Origin of the sequence: Mesorhizobium sp. B2-8-5 (assembly GCF_006440675.2) — a bacterium.
Classification (GTDB): Bacteria; Pseudomonadota; Alphaproteobacteria; order Rhizobiales; family Rhizobiaceae; genus Mesorhizobium.
Genome location: NZ_CP083951.1, coordinates 5,752,552 through 5,766,216, shown reverse-complemented (window position 1 = coordinate 5,766,216; position 13,665 = coordinate 5,752,552). Strand labels below are relative to the sequence as shown.

At 64.5% G+C, this 13,665-nt stretch carries 15 protein-coding genes; 12 read left to right on the top strand and 3 right to left on the bottom strand.

All coding sequences use genetic code 11. From position 1 onward, the window contains the following. Nucleotides 1-137 precede the first annotated feature (137 nt). Both FJ430_RS28565 and FJ430_RS28560 read left to right on the top strand, forming a co-directional pair. Entirely contained in the window at nucleotides 138-746 is a 609-nt protein-coding gene (locus FJ430_RS28565; protein WP_140657679.1) for a cupin domain-containing protein, read from the top strand. 61 nt (nucleotides 747-807) lie between these two features. Then, a complete protein-coding gene (locus tag FJ430_RS28560; RefSeq protein WP_226891940.1) occupies nucleotides 808-1,878 on the top strand; it encodes an ABC transporter ATP-binding protein in 1,071 nt (356 codons plus the stop codon). A gap of 15 nt (nucleotides 1,879-1,893) precedes the next feature. Here the strand turns inward: FJ430_RS28560 and FJ430_RS28555 are convergent, their stop codons facing one another. Next, nucleotides 1,894-2,592 carry a GntR family transcriptional regulator gene (locus FJ430_RS28555; protein ID WP_181167006.1) on the bottom strand — a complete coding sequence of 233 codons (699 nt, stop codon included), beginning with the start codon at nucleotides 2,590-2,592 and terminating at the stop codon, nucleotides 1,894-1,896. A 234-nt stretch (nucleotides 2,593-2,826) separates the two neighbouring features. On the opposite strand from FJ430_RS28555, the gene FJ430_RS28550 reads away from it, so the two are divergent. The 9 genes from FJ430_RS28550 (at nucleotide 2,827) to FJ430_RS28510 (ending at nucleotide 12,095) form a co-directional block, all read left to right on the top strand. Further along, the gene (locus tag FJ430_RS28550; RefSeq protein ID WP_140705165.1) at nucleotides 2,827-3,867 is read left to right on the top strand and encodes an ABC transporter substrate-binding protein; all 1,041 of its coding nucleotides are present in this window, start codon (nucleotides 2,827-2,829) and stop codon (nucleotides 3,865-3,867) included. Nucleotides 3,868-3,947: 80 nt separating this feature from the next. After that, complete coding sequence (locus FJ430_RS28545) at nucleotides 3,948-5,027, top strand: ABC transporter ATP-binding protein (RefSeq protein ID WP_140705520.1); 1,080 nt, start codon at nucleotides 3,948-3,950, stop codon at nucleotides 5,025-5,027. Continuing rightward, entirely contained in the window at nucleotides 5,024-5,947 is a 924-nt protein-coding gene (locus FJ430_RS28540) for an ABC transporter permease (protein ID WP_140705167.1), read from the top strand. Before FJ430_RS28545 ends, FJ430_RS28540 begins: the two co-directional genes overlap by 4 nt. Beyond that, nucleotides 5,944-6,744 (top strand): ABC transporter permease, encoded by an 801-nt coding sequence (locus FJ430_RS28535; RefSeq protein ID WP_140705169.1) that lies wholly within the window; start codon nucleotides 5,944-5,946, stop codon nucleotides 6,742-6,744. Before FJ430_RS28540 ends, FJ430_RS28535 begins: the two co-directional genes overlap by 4 nt. Before the next feature lie 21 nt (nucleotides 6,745-6,765). Beyond that, nucleotides 6,766-8,352, top strand: coding sequence for a gamma-glutamyltransferase (gene ggt / locus FJ430_RS28530; protein ID WP_140705171.1), 1,587 nt, complete (start codon nucleotides 6,766-6,768; stop codon nucleotides 8,350-8,352). Between the two features lie 45 nt (nucleotides 8,353-8,397). Next, a complete protein-coding gene (locus tag FJ430_RS28525; protein WP_140705173.1) occupies nucleotides 8,398-9,927 on the top strand; it encodes an acyl--CoA ligase in 1,530 nt (509 codons plus the stop codon). Beyond that, a complete protein-coding gene (locus FJ430_RS28520) occupies nucleotides 9,927-10,913 on the top strand; it encodes a 2-dehydropantoate 2-reductase (RefSeq protein ID WP_140705175.1) in 987 nt (328 codons plus the stop codon). Before FJ430_RS28525 ends, FJ430_RS28520 begins: the two co-directional genes overlap by 1 nt. A 57-nt stretch (nucleotides 10,914-10,970) precedes the next feature. Then, nucleotides 10,971-11,606: a 2'-5' RNA ligase family protein gene (locus FJ430_RS28515; RefSeq protein ID WP_140705177.1), complete on the top strand. Its 636-nt coding sequence runs from the start codon at nucleotides 10,971-10,973 to the stop codon at nucleotides 11,604-11,606. 135 nt (nucleotides 11,607-11,741) lie between these two features. After that, on the top strand, nucleotides 11,742-12,095 hold the full coding sequence (locus FJ430_RS28510; RefSeq protein ID WP_140645080.1) for a nuclear transport factor 2 family protein: 354 nt from the start codon (nucleotides 11,742-11,744) through the stop codon (nucleotides 12,093-12,095). Between the two features lie 94 nt (nucleotides 12,096-12,189). Here the strand turns inward: FJ430_RS28510 and FJ430_RS28505 are convergent, their stop codons facing one another. Both FJ430_RS28505 and FJ430_RS28500 read right to left on the bottom strand, forming a co-directional pair. Then, nucleotides 12,190-12,669, bottom strand: coding sequence for an SRPBCC family protein (locus FJ430_RS28505; protein WP_140705179.1), 480 nt, complete (start codon nucleotides 12,667-12,669; stop codon nucleotides 12,190-12,192). Beyond that, on the bottom strand, nucleotides 12,666-13,022 hold the full coding sequence (locus tag FJ430_RS28500; RefSeq protein WP_140705181.1) for an ArsR/SmtB family transcription factor: 357 nt from the start codon (nucleotides 13,020-13,022) through the stop codon (nucleotides 12,666-12,668). The genes FJ430_RS28505 and FJ430_RS28500 overlap by 4 nt, the downstream gene beginning before the upstream one ends. A 147-nt stretch (nucleotides 13,023-13,169) precedes the next feature. Here FJ430_RS28500 and FJ430_RS28495 point away from each other — a divergent pair, with 147 nt between their 5' ends. Further along, nucleotides 13,170-13,517 carry an ArsC family reductase gene (locus FJ430_RS28495; protein WP_140705183.1) on the top strand — a complete coding sequence of 116 codons (348 nt, stop codon included), beginning with the start codon at nucleotides 13,170-13,172 and terminating at the stop codon, nucleotides 13,515-13,517. The last annotated feature ends 148 nt before the right edge of the window (nucleotides 13,518-13,665 follow it).

The following is a 13,665-nucleotide window of genomic DNA, read 5'->3' as shown; positions in this document are numbered from 1 at the left end:
TCTCCCCGTCACTATACGGGGAGAAGGAACTGGCAGGGCGATGAGGGGCAGTGCCAGCGTCCGGCAGGATAAGAAACTTAATAATGAGGCCGGCTTGGTCAATTGCCGGCCTAATTGACTGCAACGAGGACCATTGCATGGACATTCTCGACGAAGCGGCGGCGAAGCCGAAAGACGATGCCGATATCCGCGTCGGCCGGCGCGTGCGGGCGCTCAGGCTCGAGCGCAAGCTGTCGCTGGCCGAGCTCGCGGCCAAGGCCGGCATCTCCATCGGCGCGCTCAGCCAGATCGAGCGCGGCATGTCCTCGCTGCGCGTCAAGGTGATCTGGCCGCTCGCCGCCGCGCTCGACATCGAGCCTTCGGCGCTCATCGCCGACGGCAATGAAGCGGTCAACGATCTCTATTGCGTGCGCGCCGACAAGCGGCGCGCGATCCCGGTGAAATCCGAGGGCATCGCCAAGGCGCTGCTGTCGCCGCCTGCCGCGACGCTCACCGGCATGCTGGTCACGGTCGAGGCCGGCGGCGGCACGGCGGAAGCCTATGCCCATGCCGGCCATGAATTCGGCTTCGTGATGGCGGGCGAGGTCGAACTGGTGGTGGACGCCACGACCTATGTGCTGAAAGCCGGCGACAGTTTTGCCTTCAAGAGCACGCTGCTGCATGCCTTCCGCAATCCCGGCGCCGAGCGCTGCCAGATCCTGTGGGTCAACACGACAAAACCGTCAGAGGTGCGCGATGGCGCGTGACGCCTCAGAGCAATTCCAGGAAAAGTGTGAAGCGGTTTTCCGTCCGGAATTGCGAGAACCATTGGTTCGGCTCCGGAAAGTCTCGAAAGTCTTTCCCGGTGGCGTGGTCGGCCTCGATGCCGTCGATCTGGATATCGCCACCGGTGAGTTCCTGACCTTGCTCGGTCCGTCCGGCTGCGGCAAGACGACGAGCCTGCGGGTCATCGCCGGCTTCGAAAGTCCGACCAGCGGCAATGTCCTGCTCGATGGCCGCGACATCACCGGGCTGCGGCCCTTCGATCGCCCGGTCAACACCGTCTTCCAGGACTATGCCTTGTTCCCGCATATGGACGTCGCGGCCAATGTCGGCTTCGGCCTGTCGCTGCGCAAACTCACCGGAGCCGAGCAGGCCAAACGGGTCCGCGAGGCTCTCGACATGGTAGGCCTCGCCGACAAGCTGCGCGCCCGCGTCTCGGAGCTTTCCGGCGGCCAGCGCCAACGCGTCGCTTTGGCCCGCGCCATCGTCTGCGAGCCGCGCGTGCTGCTGCTCGACGAGCCGCTGTCGGCGCTCGACGCGCATCTGCGCGAGCAGATGCAGGTCGAATTGAAGCGGCTGCAGTCGCGGCTCGGCACCACCTTCGTCATGGTCACGCATGATCAGACCGAGGCGTTGTCGATTTCGGACCGCATCGTCGTCATGAACAAGGGCCGCATCGAGCAGACTGCTGCGCCGGCGACGCTCTACGATCGGCCGGCGACGCGCTTCGTTGCTTCCTTCATCGGCACGATGAACCTCTTACAGTCGCATTTCGTCGGACGCGACGGCGAGCGCCTGCGCTTCGCCGCAGGTGAGTTGCCGCTGGAGGCTACATCCGACAGCGGCGAGACGCCGGCTGTCGGCGACACGCGCACCATCGGCGTGCGGCCGGAGGATCTTCTGGCCGCCGGTGAAGCCGCCGAGGGAACCGCGCCGGTACGGGTGAGCGGCGTCGTCTTCCATGGCCGCACGCTGCGCCTGCATGCCGAACTGGGTGAGGGGACCGCGATCGTCATCGATGCCCCGCGCCGTGCCGACGGTTCACAATTCAGCGTCGGCGACGTGGCGCATGTCAGCCTGCGGCGCGGCGCCAACTGTCCCATGCTTTCCAACTGATGCGAAAGCGTTGGTTCAAGACGCCTTGGCGAAGAATCCCTGATAATCGGACTTGGCCTGCAGCAGGCGCAGGATGTTCTCGCGCGAGCCGCGCACATGCGAACGGGCGCGCTCGCCGGCCAGCGTGACATCGCCGGCGCAGATCGCGTCGACGATGCCGGCATGTTCCTCGCGGGTGAGCTTCCATTCGTCCAGCCACAGAAGCTCTGTCCAGACATATTGCTGGCATTTGTCGAGGATGCCGCAAAGCATGCCGTGCAGCATCTCGTTGCCGCTGATCTCCGCGATCACCCGGTGCAGGTCGATGCCGACCTGCAACTCCTCGAATTTCTCCCTGGTGCTGCGATCCGGAATCGCCGCCAGCCGTTCGCATTCGGCGAGCATGTCGCGCAGTTTCGCCTTGTCGGCGGCGGTCGCGTTGGCTGCCGCCAGTTCGGTCGCGCGCCCGTCGAGCAGTTCGCGGATGTCGAAAGCCTCGCGGAACATGGTGAGATTGAACTCTGCCACCACATAGCCCTGGCGCGGCCGCCCGATCACCAGCCCGTCGCGCTCCAGCCGGTTGAAGGCCTCGCGCACGGGCGTGCGGCTCACCTTCAGGCGCTCGGCGATCTCGTTTTCCGTCACGCGGCCGCCCGGTGGGATCTGGCCGGTGATGATCAACGCCTTCAGCGCCTCGAACACCGAGTCGCGCAGCGTGTTCTTTCTCTCCTTCAAGCGTTCCGTCTCCAACGTTGCGTCACGGATTCGCGAGCTTAGTTCGTTTTAGGGCAGGCTTGAACAGGAGCATTTCGCCGGAGGCATTGCCCCCGCGGAACGGTCGTCCTCTACCGCAACCAAAAAACGCGAAAACCCGAGTTGACATCGGCCTCCGAAAAAATACACTCAAAATTGTATACAAATTCGCATACCAAATCAACGATAACGGGAACACCGGTTGGAGAAGCGAAAATGACGAAGAGACTTTGTATTCACGGGATGGCCGTCGCCGGCCTGCTGGCCACGGTCGTCGTTCCGGCGTCGGCCGCCGACACCATTACCGTCGCCTCATGGGGCGGCACCTATCAGGAAGCGCAGACCAAGGCCTTCTTCGATCCGACGGCCAAGGAACTCGGCATCACCATCAAGCAGGACACCACCAACGGCCTCGACGACGTGCGCCTGCAGGTCACCGGCAATGCCGTCAAATGGGACATCACCGAGCTTGGCGCCGACGAATGCGCGCGCGGCTCCAAGGAAGGTCTGTTCGAAAAACTCGACTACAACGTCATCGACAAGAGCGGCATCAACCCGAAGCTTGTCCACGACGACTGGGTCGGCATCTCCTACACCTCCGTGGTGCTGATCTATCGCACCGATGTCTTCGGCGACAAAGGCCCGAAGACCTGGGCCGATTTCTGGGACGTCGAAAAATTCCCCGGCCGCCGCGCGCTTTCCGGCAGCCAGTCGACCGAAACGCTGAGCGTTGCGGCACTCGCCAAGGGCATTCCGATCGACAAGGTCTATCCGGTCGACATCGACGGCGCGCTGCAGTCGGTGGACAAGATCCGCGGCCACATCGATGCCTGGTGGACATCCGGCGCGCAGGCCATGCAGCTCGTCAAGGACGGCGAGGTCGACATGGCGAGCATCTGGAACGGCCGCGCCGGCACCTTGAAGAAGGAAGGCGCGCCCGTGAGCTTCTCCTTCGACCAGGGCGTGCTCACCGCCGACTGCATGGTCATCCTGAAGGGGTCGAAGAACAAGGACATCGCGATGAAGGCGCTGGCCAAGTTCGTCAGCCCCGATCTCCAGGCCAATCTGCCGCTCTATGTCGACAATGGCCCCGCCAACGAGAAGGCCTTCGAGACCGGCAAAATCCCGCCGGAGCGCATCAAGGACATCAATTCCGCGCCCGAGAACGTCAAGAAGCAGGTGCTGCAGGATCCAGCCTTCTGGCGCGACACCCTCGTCGAGGCGACCGAGAAGTTCAACAACCTGATCCAGCAATAGCGATCCTGTTGGAGCGGCGTCGGCGAGACGCCGCTCCGCATCGTTTCGCGAAAAATGATCCGGAGTTGAAGGAGATGCTCTTGTCTCTCGCGCAGACCGCGCTTCCCATCGGTATCAGCGGTATCGAGAAGCGCTTCGGCGGCGTGTCCGTGCTGCATGACCTCGGCCTCGATGTCGCCGCGGGCGAGTTCCTGACGCTGCTCGGGCCGTCCGGCTCGGGAAAGACGACGCTGTTGATGATCCTGGCCGGTTTCGTGCGGGCCAATGCCGGCTCTATCAAGGTCGGTGGCGAGGAGATCATCACCATGCCGCCGCACAAGCGCAACATCGGCATGGTGTTCCAGAACTATGCGCTGTTCCCGCATATGAACGTCTTCCACAACATCGCCTTTCCGCTGAAGCAGCGCCGCGTGTCGACGGCCGAAACGGTCGAGCGTGTCGAGAGGGCGCTGGACCTTGTGCAACTCAAAGGCCTCGGCGAGCGCCGTGTCGACCAGCTCTCCGGCGGTCAGCGCCAGCGTGTGGCCTTGGCCCGCGCCATTGTCTTCGAGCCGCGCATCGTGCTGATGGATGAGCCGCTGTCGGCGCTCGACAAGAGCCTGCGCGAGCATATGCAGATCGAGCTGCGCAACCTGCACCGAAGGCTCGGCATGACGACGGTCTATGTCACGCACGACCAGCGCGAGGCGATCACCATGTCGGACCGCGTCGCCGTCATGAATGCCGGGCGCATCGAGCAGATCGACCAGCCCGAAGCCCTTTATGCGAGGCCGAAGACCAAATTTGTCGCCGGCTTCATCGGCGAATCCAGCTTCATTCCGGTCGAATGCCGCAATGGCGGCGTCTGGCATGAGGGGAGCAAGCTGCGCATGAAGAATCCAATGCCGTCATCGGGCCGGCACCTGATGGTGGTGCGGCCAGAAAAGCTGCGCGTGATCGCCGGCGAACCTGCAGGCGACGTCAATGCGCTGCCGGCAATTGTCGGCGATGTCATTTACCAGGGCGACAGCTTCGTCTGCTACGCGACGCTCAGGGATGGGCGACAGGTGACGTTGCGCGACTATTGCCGTTCCGACGTGCTGGCGAAACTGCCGGCGCCGGGCGAGCCGATAACGCTCGGCATCGACGCCCAAGACGTCGTTCTGGTGGCAGACCAATGAGCCTCGCATCCGCCAGTCTCAGTCATGCCGGCCGGCCCGATAGGGCGATCAATGCCGATGCGCTCAACGCCGACGCGCGACGGGAGGCGCGCGGCCTGCTCGCGCTTTTGTCGCCCGGGCTGCTTCTGGTCTTCGCCGTCATCATCGTGCCGATCGGCTGGCTGTTCTGGCTGTCGCTGTTCGACGAGGCCGGCCAACTCAGCGCCGCCAATTACGCGCGCTTTTTCGAGCAGGCCTCCTACATCAAGACCTTCGTCACCACCTTCAAGGTGGCCTTCGTCGTTACCGGCGCCTGCGTGCTGTTCGGTTATCCGCTGGCCTATATGCTGTCGCAACTGCCGCGCCGCGCCGCGGGGGTCTGCCTGATCTTCGTCATCCTGCCGTTCTGGACCTCGGTGCTGGTGCGCACCTATGCCTGGCTGGTCATCCTGCAGCGCAAGGGCCTGGTCAACAGCTGGCTGATCGACCTCGGCGTCATCTCCCAGCCGCTGCCGCTCGCCAACAATTTCGCCGGCGTGGTCATCGGCATGACCCACATCATGCTGCCCTTCCTGGTCCTGCCGCTCTACGCGTCGATGAAGAGCATCGACACCGACTGCCTGCGCGCCGGCATGAATCTCGGCGCCAGCCCGGCCGCCACTTTCCGGCAGATTTTCCTGCCGCTGTCGCTGCCCGGTCTCGCCTCGGGCGTGGTCATCGTCTTCGTGCTGTGCCTCGGCTTCTTCGTCACCCCGGCGCTGATGGGCGGCGGCAAGGTGATCATGTGGGCGATGCGCATGGAGCAGACCACCAGCCTCTATTCCAACTGGGGCGCGGGCGCCGCGCTCGGCGTCGTGCTGCTTGGCGTCACGCTGGCGCTGCTTGGCCTCTTCCAGTGGCTGCTCGGCGCCCGCGCCACCGGGGTCTGGAGCCGGCGATGAGCATGGAAAACGCCCTGCCCATCTCGCATCGGCAACGCCTCTGGCTCTACGCGCTCGGCTGCCTCGTCATGCTGTTCCTGATCGCCCCGTCGGTGATCATCGTCATCATGTCCTTCTCCGGTTCGACGCTGCTGCAGTTCCCGCCGCAGGAATGGTCGCTGCGCTGGTATGAGAGCTATTTCGGCTCCGTCGAATGGCGCGACGCCACCATCGTGTCGGTCAAGGTCGCGGTGATGACGGCGATCGTCGCAACCCTGCTCGGCACCGCCGCGGCCTACGCCATCAACGCCCGCACGCTGCGGCTGACCGGCTTGATCAACGCGCTGCTCACCGCCTCGCTGATCATCCCGGTCATCCTGATCGGCATCGGCACATTCTTTCTCTATGCCCGCATCGGCCTCAACAACACGCTGACCGGCCTCGTCATCGCGCACACAGTGCAGGCGCTGCCGCTGGTCGTGCTGACCGTGCTCTCGGGCTTGCGGTCCTATGACATGAACCAGGAGATGGTCGCCCGCAGCCTCGGCGCCGGCCGTTTCTCCGCCTTCTTCCAGGTGACGATGCCGCAAATAAGATTCTCCATCGTCTCGGGCGCACTGTTCGCCTTCATCACCTCCTTCGACGAGGTGGTGGTGTCGCTGTTCATCTCCGGCGGCGAGACCACGACGCTGACGCGCCGCATGTTCAATGCGCTGCGCGACCAGATCGATCCGACGATCGCCGCCATTTCGACTTGCCTGATCGTGCTATCGATCGTCTTGTTGTCCGCTGCCCAACTTTTCGGCCGCGGACGTTGATACAGGGATACCCAGAACCGCATGCGTGACTTCCAGTTTCCAGGCCGCTCGCCGGTTCGCGCCACCGAGGCCGTGGCCGCGACCTCGCATCCGCTCGCCACGCTTGCGGCAATCGACATGCTGCGCTCCGGCGGCAACGCCATGGACGCCGCGGTCTGCGCGGCCGCGGTGCAGGCCGTGGTCGAGCCGCAATCGACTGGCATCGGCGGCGATTGCTTTGTCCTCTATTGCCCGAACGGCGACGGCAACGTGCTGGCCTTCAACGGCTCGGGCCGCGCACCCGCCGCCGCGACCGTCGACTGGTACCGGGACAAGGGATTCAGCGAACTGCCGAAACAGGGGCCGCACGCGGTCACCGTTCCCGGCGCCATCGACGCCTGGTGCCGCTTGTTGGAGGATCACGGCCGCAAGGGTTTGGCCGACGCGCTCGCTCCGGCCATTCGTTACGCGGAAGAAGGCTATGTCGTGCACGACCGCGTCGCCTTCGACTGGGAGGATCCCGAGACCGACCTGTCGGCCGACGAGGTCGCGACGCGCATCTTCCTGCCGGGCGGCAAGCCGCCGAAGGCGGGTGACGTCCATCGCCAGCCGGAGCTGGCTGAGACGCTGCGCGTCATCGCCAGGAAAGGCCGCGCCGGTTTCTACGAGGGCGCGGTCGCGGACGATCTGGTCGGGCGGCTTCGCGCGCTCGGCGGCCTGCATACGCTCGACGATTTCGCCGCCACCAAGGGCGATTACCGGACCCCGGTCAGCACCTCCTATCGCGGCTACGACATCCACCAGATGCCGCCCAACAATCAGGGCCTCACCGCGCTTCTGATGCTGAACCTGCTCTCGGGCTTTGATCTGGGCAAGCTCGATCCGGACGGCGCCGCGCGCCTGCACCTCGAGATCGAGGCGGGCCGGCTCGCCTACCAGGACCGCGATGCGTTTTTCGCCGATCAGGATCATGTCGACGTGCCGGTCCAGGCGCTGCTTTCCGGCGCCTATGCCGATCGCCTGCGCGCTGCGATCGATCCCGAGCGCGCCATGACCGATCTGCCGCGCCTGGATCTCCCTGGCAGCGACACGGTCTATATCAGCGTCGTCGATCACGACCGCAATGCGGTGAGCTTCATCAACTCGACCTATTATTCCTTCGGCAGCGGCGTCGTCGGCCCGAAGACCGGCGTCGTGCTGCAGAACCGCGGTTCCAGCTTCCGCCTCGATCCGAAGCACCCGAACGCAATCGCGCCGGGCAAGCGGCCGATGCACACGATCATGCCGGGCATGGTGACGGGCAACGGCCGCGCCATGATGCCCTTCGGCGTGATGGGCGGCGGCTATCAGCCCTTCGGCCATGTCCATGTGCTGACCAACATGATCGACTTCGGCATGGACCCGCAGCAGGCGATCGATGCCGCGCGGGTGTTCTACAACCACGACGTCGTCGAGGCCGAGCGAAGCGTGCGTGCCGAGACGATCGGAGACTTGCGCCGGCTTGGCCACAAGGTGGTCGAGCCCGGTCATCCGCTGGGCGGCGGTCAGGCGGTGCTGATCGATTGGGAAAAGGGCACGCTGACCGGCGCGTCAGATCCGCGCAAGGACGGCCTGGCGCTCGGATATTGAGCAGCGCTGGACATCGGCCGATCGTTCGAAACATAGTCTGGAACCATGACAAACAGCGAAGACGCCACCGATCTCGCCCATCGCCTTGCGCCTGGCGCCGACGACGCGCCGGCCATCGCCGCGCCCGAACGGACGGCCCTTTCGCATGGCGGACTGCGCCGCCTGATCGGCGATACCGTGGCGCGGCTCAACGCGCTGGGCATCGGCCGCGGCGACCGTGTCGCCATCGTGCTGCCGAACGGTCCGGAAATGGCGACGGCTTTCATCGCCGTTGCTGCGGCCGCGTCCACCGCGCCGCTCAATCCGGCCTACCGGGCCGACGAGCTCGATTTCTATCTGAGCGACATCGGCGTCAAGGCGATCCTCGTCGGCAGGGACGAGCAGGGCCCTTCGGTCGAAGTCGCCGGGCGCCTCGGCATCCCGGTGCTGCGGCTGGCGGCGCCGCAAGGCGCGCCGTCCGGCGTGTTCACGATCGAGGGCAACCCCGTCGGGCCGCCTGTCGCATCCGGTCTGGCCGCCGACGGCGATGTCGCGCTCCTTCTGCATACCTCCGGCACCACGTCGCGTCCGAAACTGGTGCCGCTCAGCCACGCCAATCTCGCGGCCTCGGCAACGCATATCGGCGCGACGCTCGGCCTGACGCCAGCCGACCGCTGCCTCAACATCATGCCGTTGTTCCACATCCATGGCCTGATCGCGGCGGTGCTCTCCTCGCTCGCCGCCGGCGGCAGCGTTTTCTGCACACCCGGTTTCAACGCGCTGCGTTTCTTCCAGTGGCTCTCCGAAGCCAAGCCCAGTTGGTACACCGCCGTGCCCACCATGCACCAGGCGATCCTGCCGCGCGCCGCCCGCAACCCCGAGCAGCTCGCCGAAGCGAAGCTGCGCTTCGTCCGCTCGTCGTCGGCTTCGCTCCCGGCGCAAGTGATGGCCGAGCTCGAATCCACCTTCGCCTGTCCGGTGATCGAGGCCTACGGCATGACCGAGGCCGCGCACCAGATGGCGTCCAACCGCCTGCCGCCTGGACTGCGCAAGCCCGGCAGCGTCGGCGCGTCGGCGGGACCGGAAGTCGCCGTCATGGCGCAGGACGGGCGGCTGCTCAAACCCGGCGAGATCGGCGAGATCGTCATTCGCGGCCCCAACGTCACCGCCGGCTATGAGAAGAACCCGGACGCCAACGCCAGCGCCTTCGCTCATGGCTGGTTCCACACCGGCGACCAGGGCGTGCTCGACGAGGACAGCTACCTGCGCGTCACCGGCCGGCTGAAGGAGATCATCAATCGCGGTGGCGAAAAGATCTCGCCGCTCGAGGTCGACGAAGTGCTGATGGACCATCCGGCGGTGGCGCAGGTCGTCACCTTCGCCATGCCGCATGACAAGCTGGGTGAAGAGGTAGCATCCGCTGTCGTGCTTCGCGAAGGCCAGAGCGCCAGCGAGGCAGACATTCGCGGCTTTGCCTCGACGCGGCTCGCCGATTTCAAGGTGCCGCGCAAGGTGCTGATCCTCGACGAAATCCCGAAGGGCGCGACCGGCAAGCTGCAGCGCATTGGGCTGGCGGCCAAGCTCGGTCTCGGCTGATGCGCATCACTGTCTTCGGCGCCGGCGCCATCGGTGGCTATCTCGCCGCGAAGCTCGCGATCGCCGGCTCGGTCCATCTGTCGATCGTGGCGCGCGGCGCGCATCTGGAGGCGATCGAGGCCGATGGACTTCGCCTGATTGAAAACGGCAAGGAAACGGTGGCGCGGGTCAGGGCGGCGGCACACGCCGAGGAACTCGGCGTACAGGACTATGTCGTGCTGGCGCTGAAGGCGCATTCGCTGGCGCCGGCGCTCGATCAGATCGCGCCGCTGCTGGGCGAGGGGACCGCCGTCGTCACCATGCAGAACGGCGTGCCCTGGTGGTATTTCCACAAGGCCGGCGGCGCGCTCGAAGGCATGCGGCTCGACGCGGTCGATCCTGGCGGTGCGATCTGGGATCGCATCGGGCCGGAGCGGGTCATCGGCTCGGTTGTCTATCCCGCCGTCGAGGTCGACGCGCCCGGCCTGATCCGCCATGTCGAGGGCGCGCGCTTTTCGCTGGGCGAACCGTCGGGCCAGAAGAGCGAGCGAGCCACCGCGCTTGCCCGCGAAATGGTCAAGGCCGGACTGCAGGCGCCGGTGCGCGAGGACATCCGCTCGGAGATCTGGGTGAAGCTTTGGGGCAATCTCTCCTTCAATCCGATCTCGGCGCTGACCGGCAGCACGCTTGCCGCGATCGTCGCCGATGAAGCGACGCGCGCCGTGGCCCGCGCCATGATGCTGGAGGCGCAGGCGATCGGCGAGAGCCTCGGCGTGCGCTTCCTCATCCCGGTCGACCGGCGCATCAAGGGCGCCGGCGATGTCGGCGAGCACAAGACCTCGATGCTGCAGGACCTCGAGCGCGGCCGCCCGATGGAGATCGACGCGCTGGTTACCGCCGTGCAGGAGCTCGGCCGCCTGACCGGTCAGCCGACGCCGACCATCGACACCGTGCTGGCGCTGGTGCGGCGGCTTGCGATCGAGCGCGGGTGTTATTCTCCCTTGTAGATTGTTCTTGATTTGTTCTAATCTGATCCTTTGGACGATATCCGAAAGGGATCAGCCATGAACGAACAACCGTGGTTCGGGATCGGCAGGAATGGGCAGGCTTTTTTTCGTTGGGACGAGCCCAGTCAGGAGCCCAACGACCGACTGTTCTTCGCCATCCTTCTCGAAGAGATGATTGCTCGTATGCTGGCCTCACGAGCCGTGACTTGGCAGCGGGAGTTAGGGCTCGGCGGAAAGCTCATTCGAACCAGGCATCTGCATATTTCGCTTGTCATGCTCGGCGATCACGATGGATTGCCAAGATCTCTGGTCGACGCCGCTTGCTCGGCAGGCTCTCTCGTCCGAGGTCAAGCCTTTGATGTGTCGTTTGACCGTCTGTCGGCTTTTGGTGGCGGCGCTCTCGTTCTGCGCGGCAGTGACGGCGTTCCCGCATTGCAGGCCTTCTGGCGAGCGCTCGCCGCTGTGCTGTCCGACAGCCCGTTTAAGCCGCTTGTCGGGAAGTCGATCGAGCCGCACGTCACATTGCTGCGTGACAAAGTGCGTGTTCCGAAAGTCAATGAGCGGCCAATTGAGCCGATTGGTTGGACCGTGCGCGAGTTCGTGCTGATACACAGCTTCCTGCGTCAGGACCGCTATCAGGTCATCAGACGCTGGCAATTGAACGGTCAGGATGACGCGCATGCTGTCATGTGAGCATCTCAAATCGTCCTTATCGTCAGCGCGCAGGCCTCGCCATGCTGACAGGAATTGTCACCTGCGAAGCGACCGAGCCGTGGCGGGCGAACGATCGATACCTACTTGATGTCTGGTCCAAACCGGGAGGATCCCATGACCACTGCCGAAATTGCCAAGGACTTCACCGAACTCCTCAAGCAGGGCGACAGCCATAGCGCCGCCGCGAAATACAATGCCGACGACATCGTCAGTTACGAAGCCATGGAAGGCCCGATGGCCGTGTGCAACGGCAAGGAAGCCGTCAAGCAGAAGGGCGAGTGGTGGGAAGCGAACCACGAGGTCCACGGCGGCTCGGTCGAGGGTCCCTATGTCAATGGCGACCAGTTCGCCTTGCGCTTCAGCTTCGATATTACGCCCAAATCCACCGGCGAACGTGTCAAAATGGACGAGGTCGGCCTCTACACGGTCAAGAACGGCAAGATCAGCGAAGAGCGTTTTTACTATTGAGGCCGATGCGCTGAGGCTTTTTGCTTCCTTTCGCTCGTAAATTTGAAATCAGGGATGGCGACCGGGCAGATATTCCGGTCGCCGTGCCAGCTTCTCAAATCGTCTTCACATACTGAGCCAGCTGGTCGGCCACCGCGCCCCAGCCGTCGAAGAAACCCATCTCCTCGTGGCTGTTGCGCGTCGCCTCGTCGCGGTGGATGGCGGTGGCGGTGTAGCGCGTGCCTTTGCCTTCCGGTGTCAGGGTAATGACCGCGGTGATGAACGGCTTGCCCGACGGCCGGTAGCCCGGCAGCAGCGCGTCGGTCCACACCAAGCGTTCGTTCGGCACGATCTCGAGATAGCAGCAATGGCGGTCGCTCACCTCCTTGCAGTCGGGCGACTGGATGCGCGTGCGGAACAGGCCGCCCGGTCTGAAGTCGATCTCGCAATCGGTGATGACCCACGGTTTTGGCGTGAACCACTGCTTGACGTGCTCCGGCGTCGTCCAGGCGCGCCACAGCAATTCGCGTGGCGCATCGAGAAAGCGCTCCAGCGTCAGGTCCAGTTTCGGGTTCGGCTTGAACGGATAGCTCACTTTTCACTCTCCTTGAGGCTCATCACATAGGCGTCGAACTGGTCGAGGCGGCGCTCCCACAGCGCGCGCTGTTCGGCGAGCCAGTTTTCCGCAAGCTTCAGCGGCTCGGGCGAAAGACTGTAGGTTCTGACTCGGCCGGTCTTTTGCGACTGCACCAGCCCGCAGCCCTCCAGCACCTTGAGATGCTCGACGAAGGAGGGCAGGGCCATCTCGAACGGCTCCGCCAGTTCGCTGACCGAGGCTGGGCTTCTGTTCAGCCGCTCCACGACACCCCGGCGCGTCGGATCGGCAAGCGCGCGAAAAATGCCGTCGATGGGCGGCGGGCTCTGGCTGGCGGTATCAAGGCTGATCATTGGCCCTCGGTTCTGGCGTTTCGAATAATACTTAGGAAAAAACCTTAGTGTTGGCAAGAGCCAAAAACGAGCCTTCGTGAAGCGCTGGCAAAGCTGCTGCTGCGGGCCTAGGATTCGCTCAGATTCGCAAACCCACCGAGGCCTGCCTTGCCCATCACTATGTACGGCATCACCAGCTGCGACACGATCAGGAAGGCGCGCGTCTGGCTGGAGAGCCATGACGTGCCGTATCGCTTCCATGACTACCGCGCCGAAGGGATCGAGGCGGAAAGGCTGAACGGCTGGGTCGGCAAGGTCGGCTGGGAAAAGCTGCTCAACAAGGGCAGCACCACTTTTCGTGAGCTGACGGAGGCGGACAAGGCCGGGCTGGACGAGAAGAAGGCGAAGAAGCTGATGCTCGCCAAGCCGACGATGATCAAGCGCCCGGTGCTGCAGGTCGGGGATCGGATTTTGGTAGGGTTCAAGCCGGAGGTCTATGAGGAGGCGGTGAAATAGGGGCCGGACGCCGACGCTGCCAATCTCCCCCCTTGCGGGGGAGATGGCCGGCAGGCCAGAGGGAGGTGTGAAGGAACGCGGCGTTGGCCAACGTCGCGACGCGAACCTGCCTCGGGTAAGCGGTTTGATTATTGAGGGGTTTGAGGGA

Excerpts from the sequence above, each read along its gene's own strand:
- FJ430_RS28520 (WP_140705175.1), top strand. The coding sequence starts at position 9,927 with ATGCGCATCACTGTCTTCGGCGCCGGCGCCATCGGTGGCTATCTCGCC.
- FJ430_RS28565 (WP_140657679.1), top strand. The coding sequence starts at position 138 with ATGGACATTCTCGACGAAGCGGCGGCGAAGCCGAAAGACGATGCCGAT.
- ggt (WP_140705171.1), top strand. The coding sequence starts at position 6,766 with ATGCGTGACTTCCAGTTTCCAGGCCGCTCGCCGGTTCGCGCCACCGAG.
- FJ430_RS28500 (WP_140705181.1), bottom strand. The coding sequence starts at position 13,022 with ATGATCAGCCTTGATACCGCCAGCCAGAGCCCGCCGCCCATCGACGGC.
- FJ430_RS28525 (WP_140705173.1), top strand. The coding sequence starts at position 8,398 with ATGACAAACAGCGAAGACGCCACCGATCTCGCCCATCGCCTTGCGCCT.
- FJ430_RS28510 (WP_140645080.1), top strand. The coding sequence starts at position 11,742 with ATGACCACTGCCGAAATTGCCAAGGACTTCACCGAACTCCTCAAGCAG.
- FJ430_RS28540 (WP_140705167.1), top strand. The coding sequence starts at position 5,024 with ATGAGCCTCGCATCCGCCAGTCTCAGTCATGCCGGCCGGCCCGATAGG.
- FJ430_RS28535 (WP_140705169.1), top strand. The coding sequence starts at position 5,944 with ATGAGCATGGAAAACGCCCTGCCCATCTCGCATCGGCAACGCCTCTGG.
- FJ430_RS28550 (WP_140705165.1), top strand. The coding sequence starts at position 2,827 with ATGACGAAGAGACTTTGTATTCACGGGATGGCCGTCGCCGGCCTGCTG.
- FJ430_RS28515 (WP_140705177.1), top strand. The coding sequence starts at position 10,971 with ATGAACGAACAACCGTGGTTCGGGATCGGCAGGAATGGGCAGGCTTTT.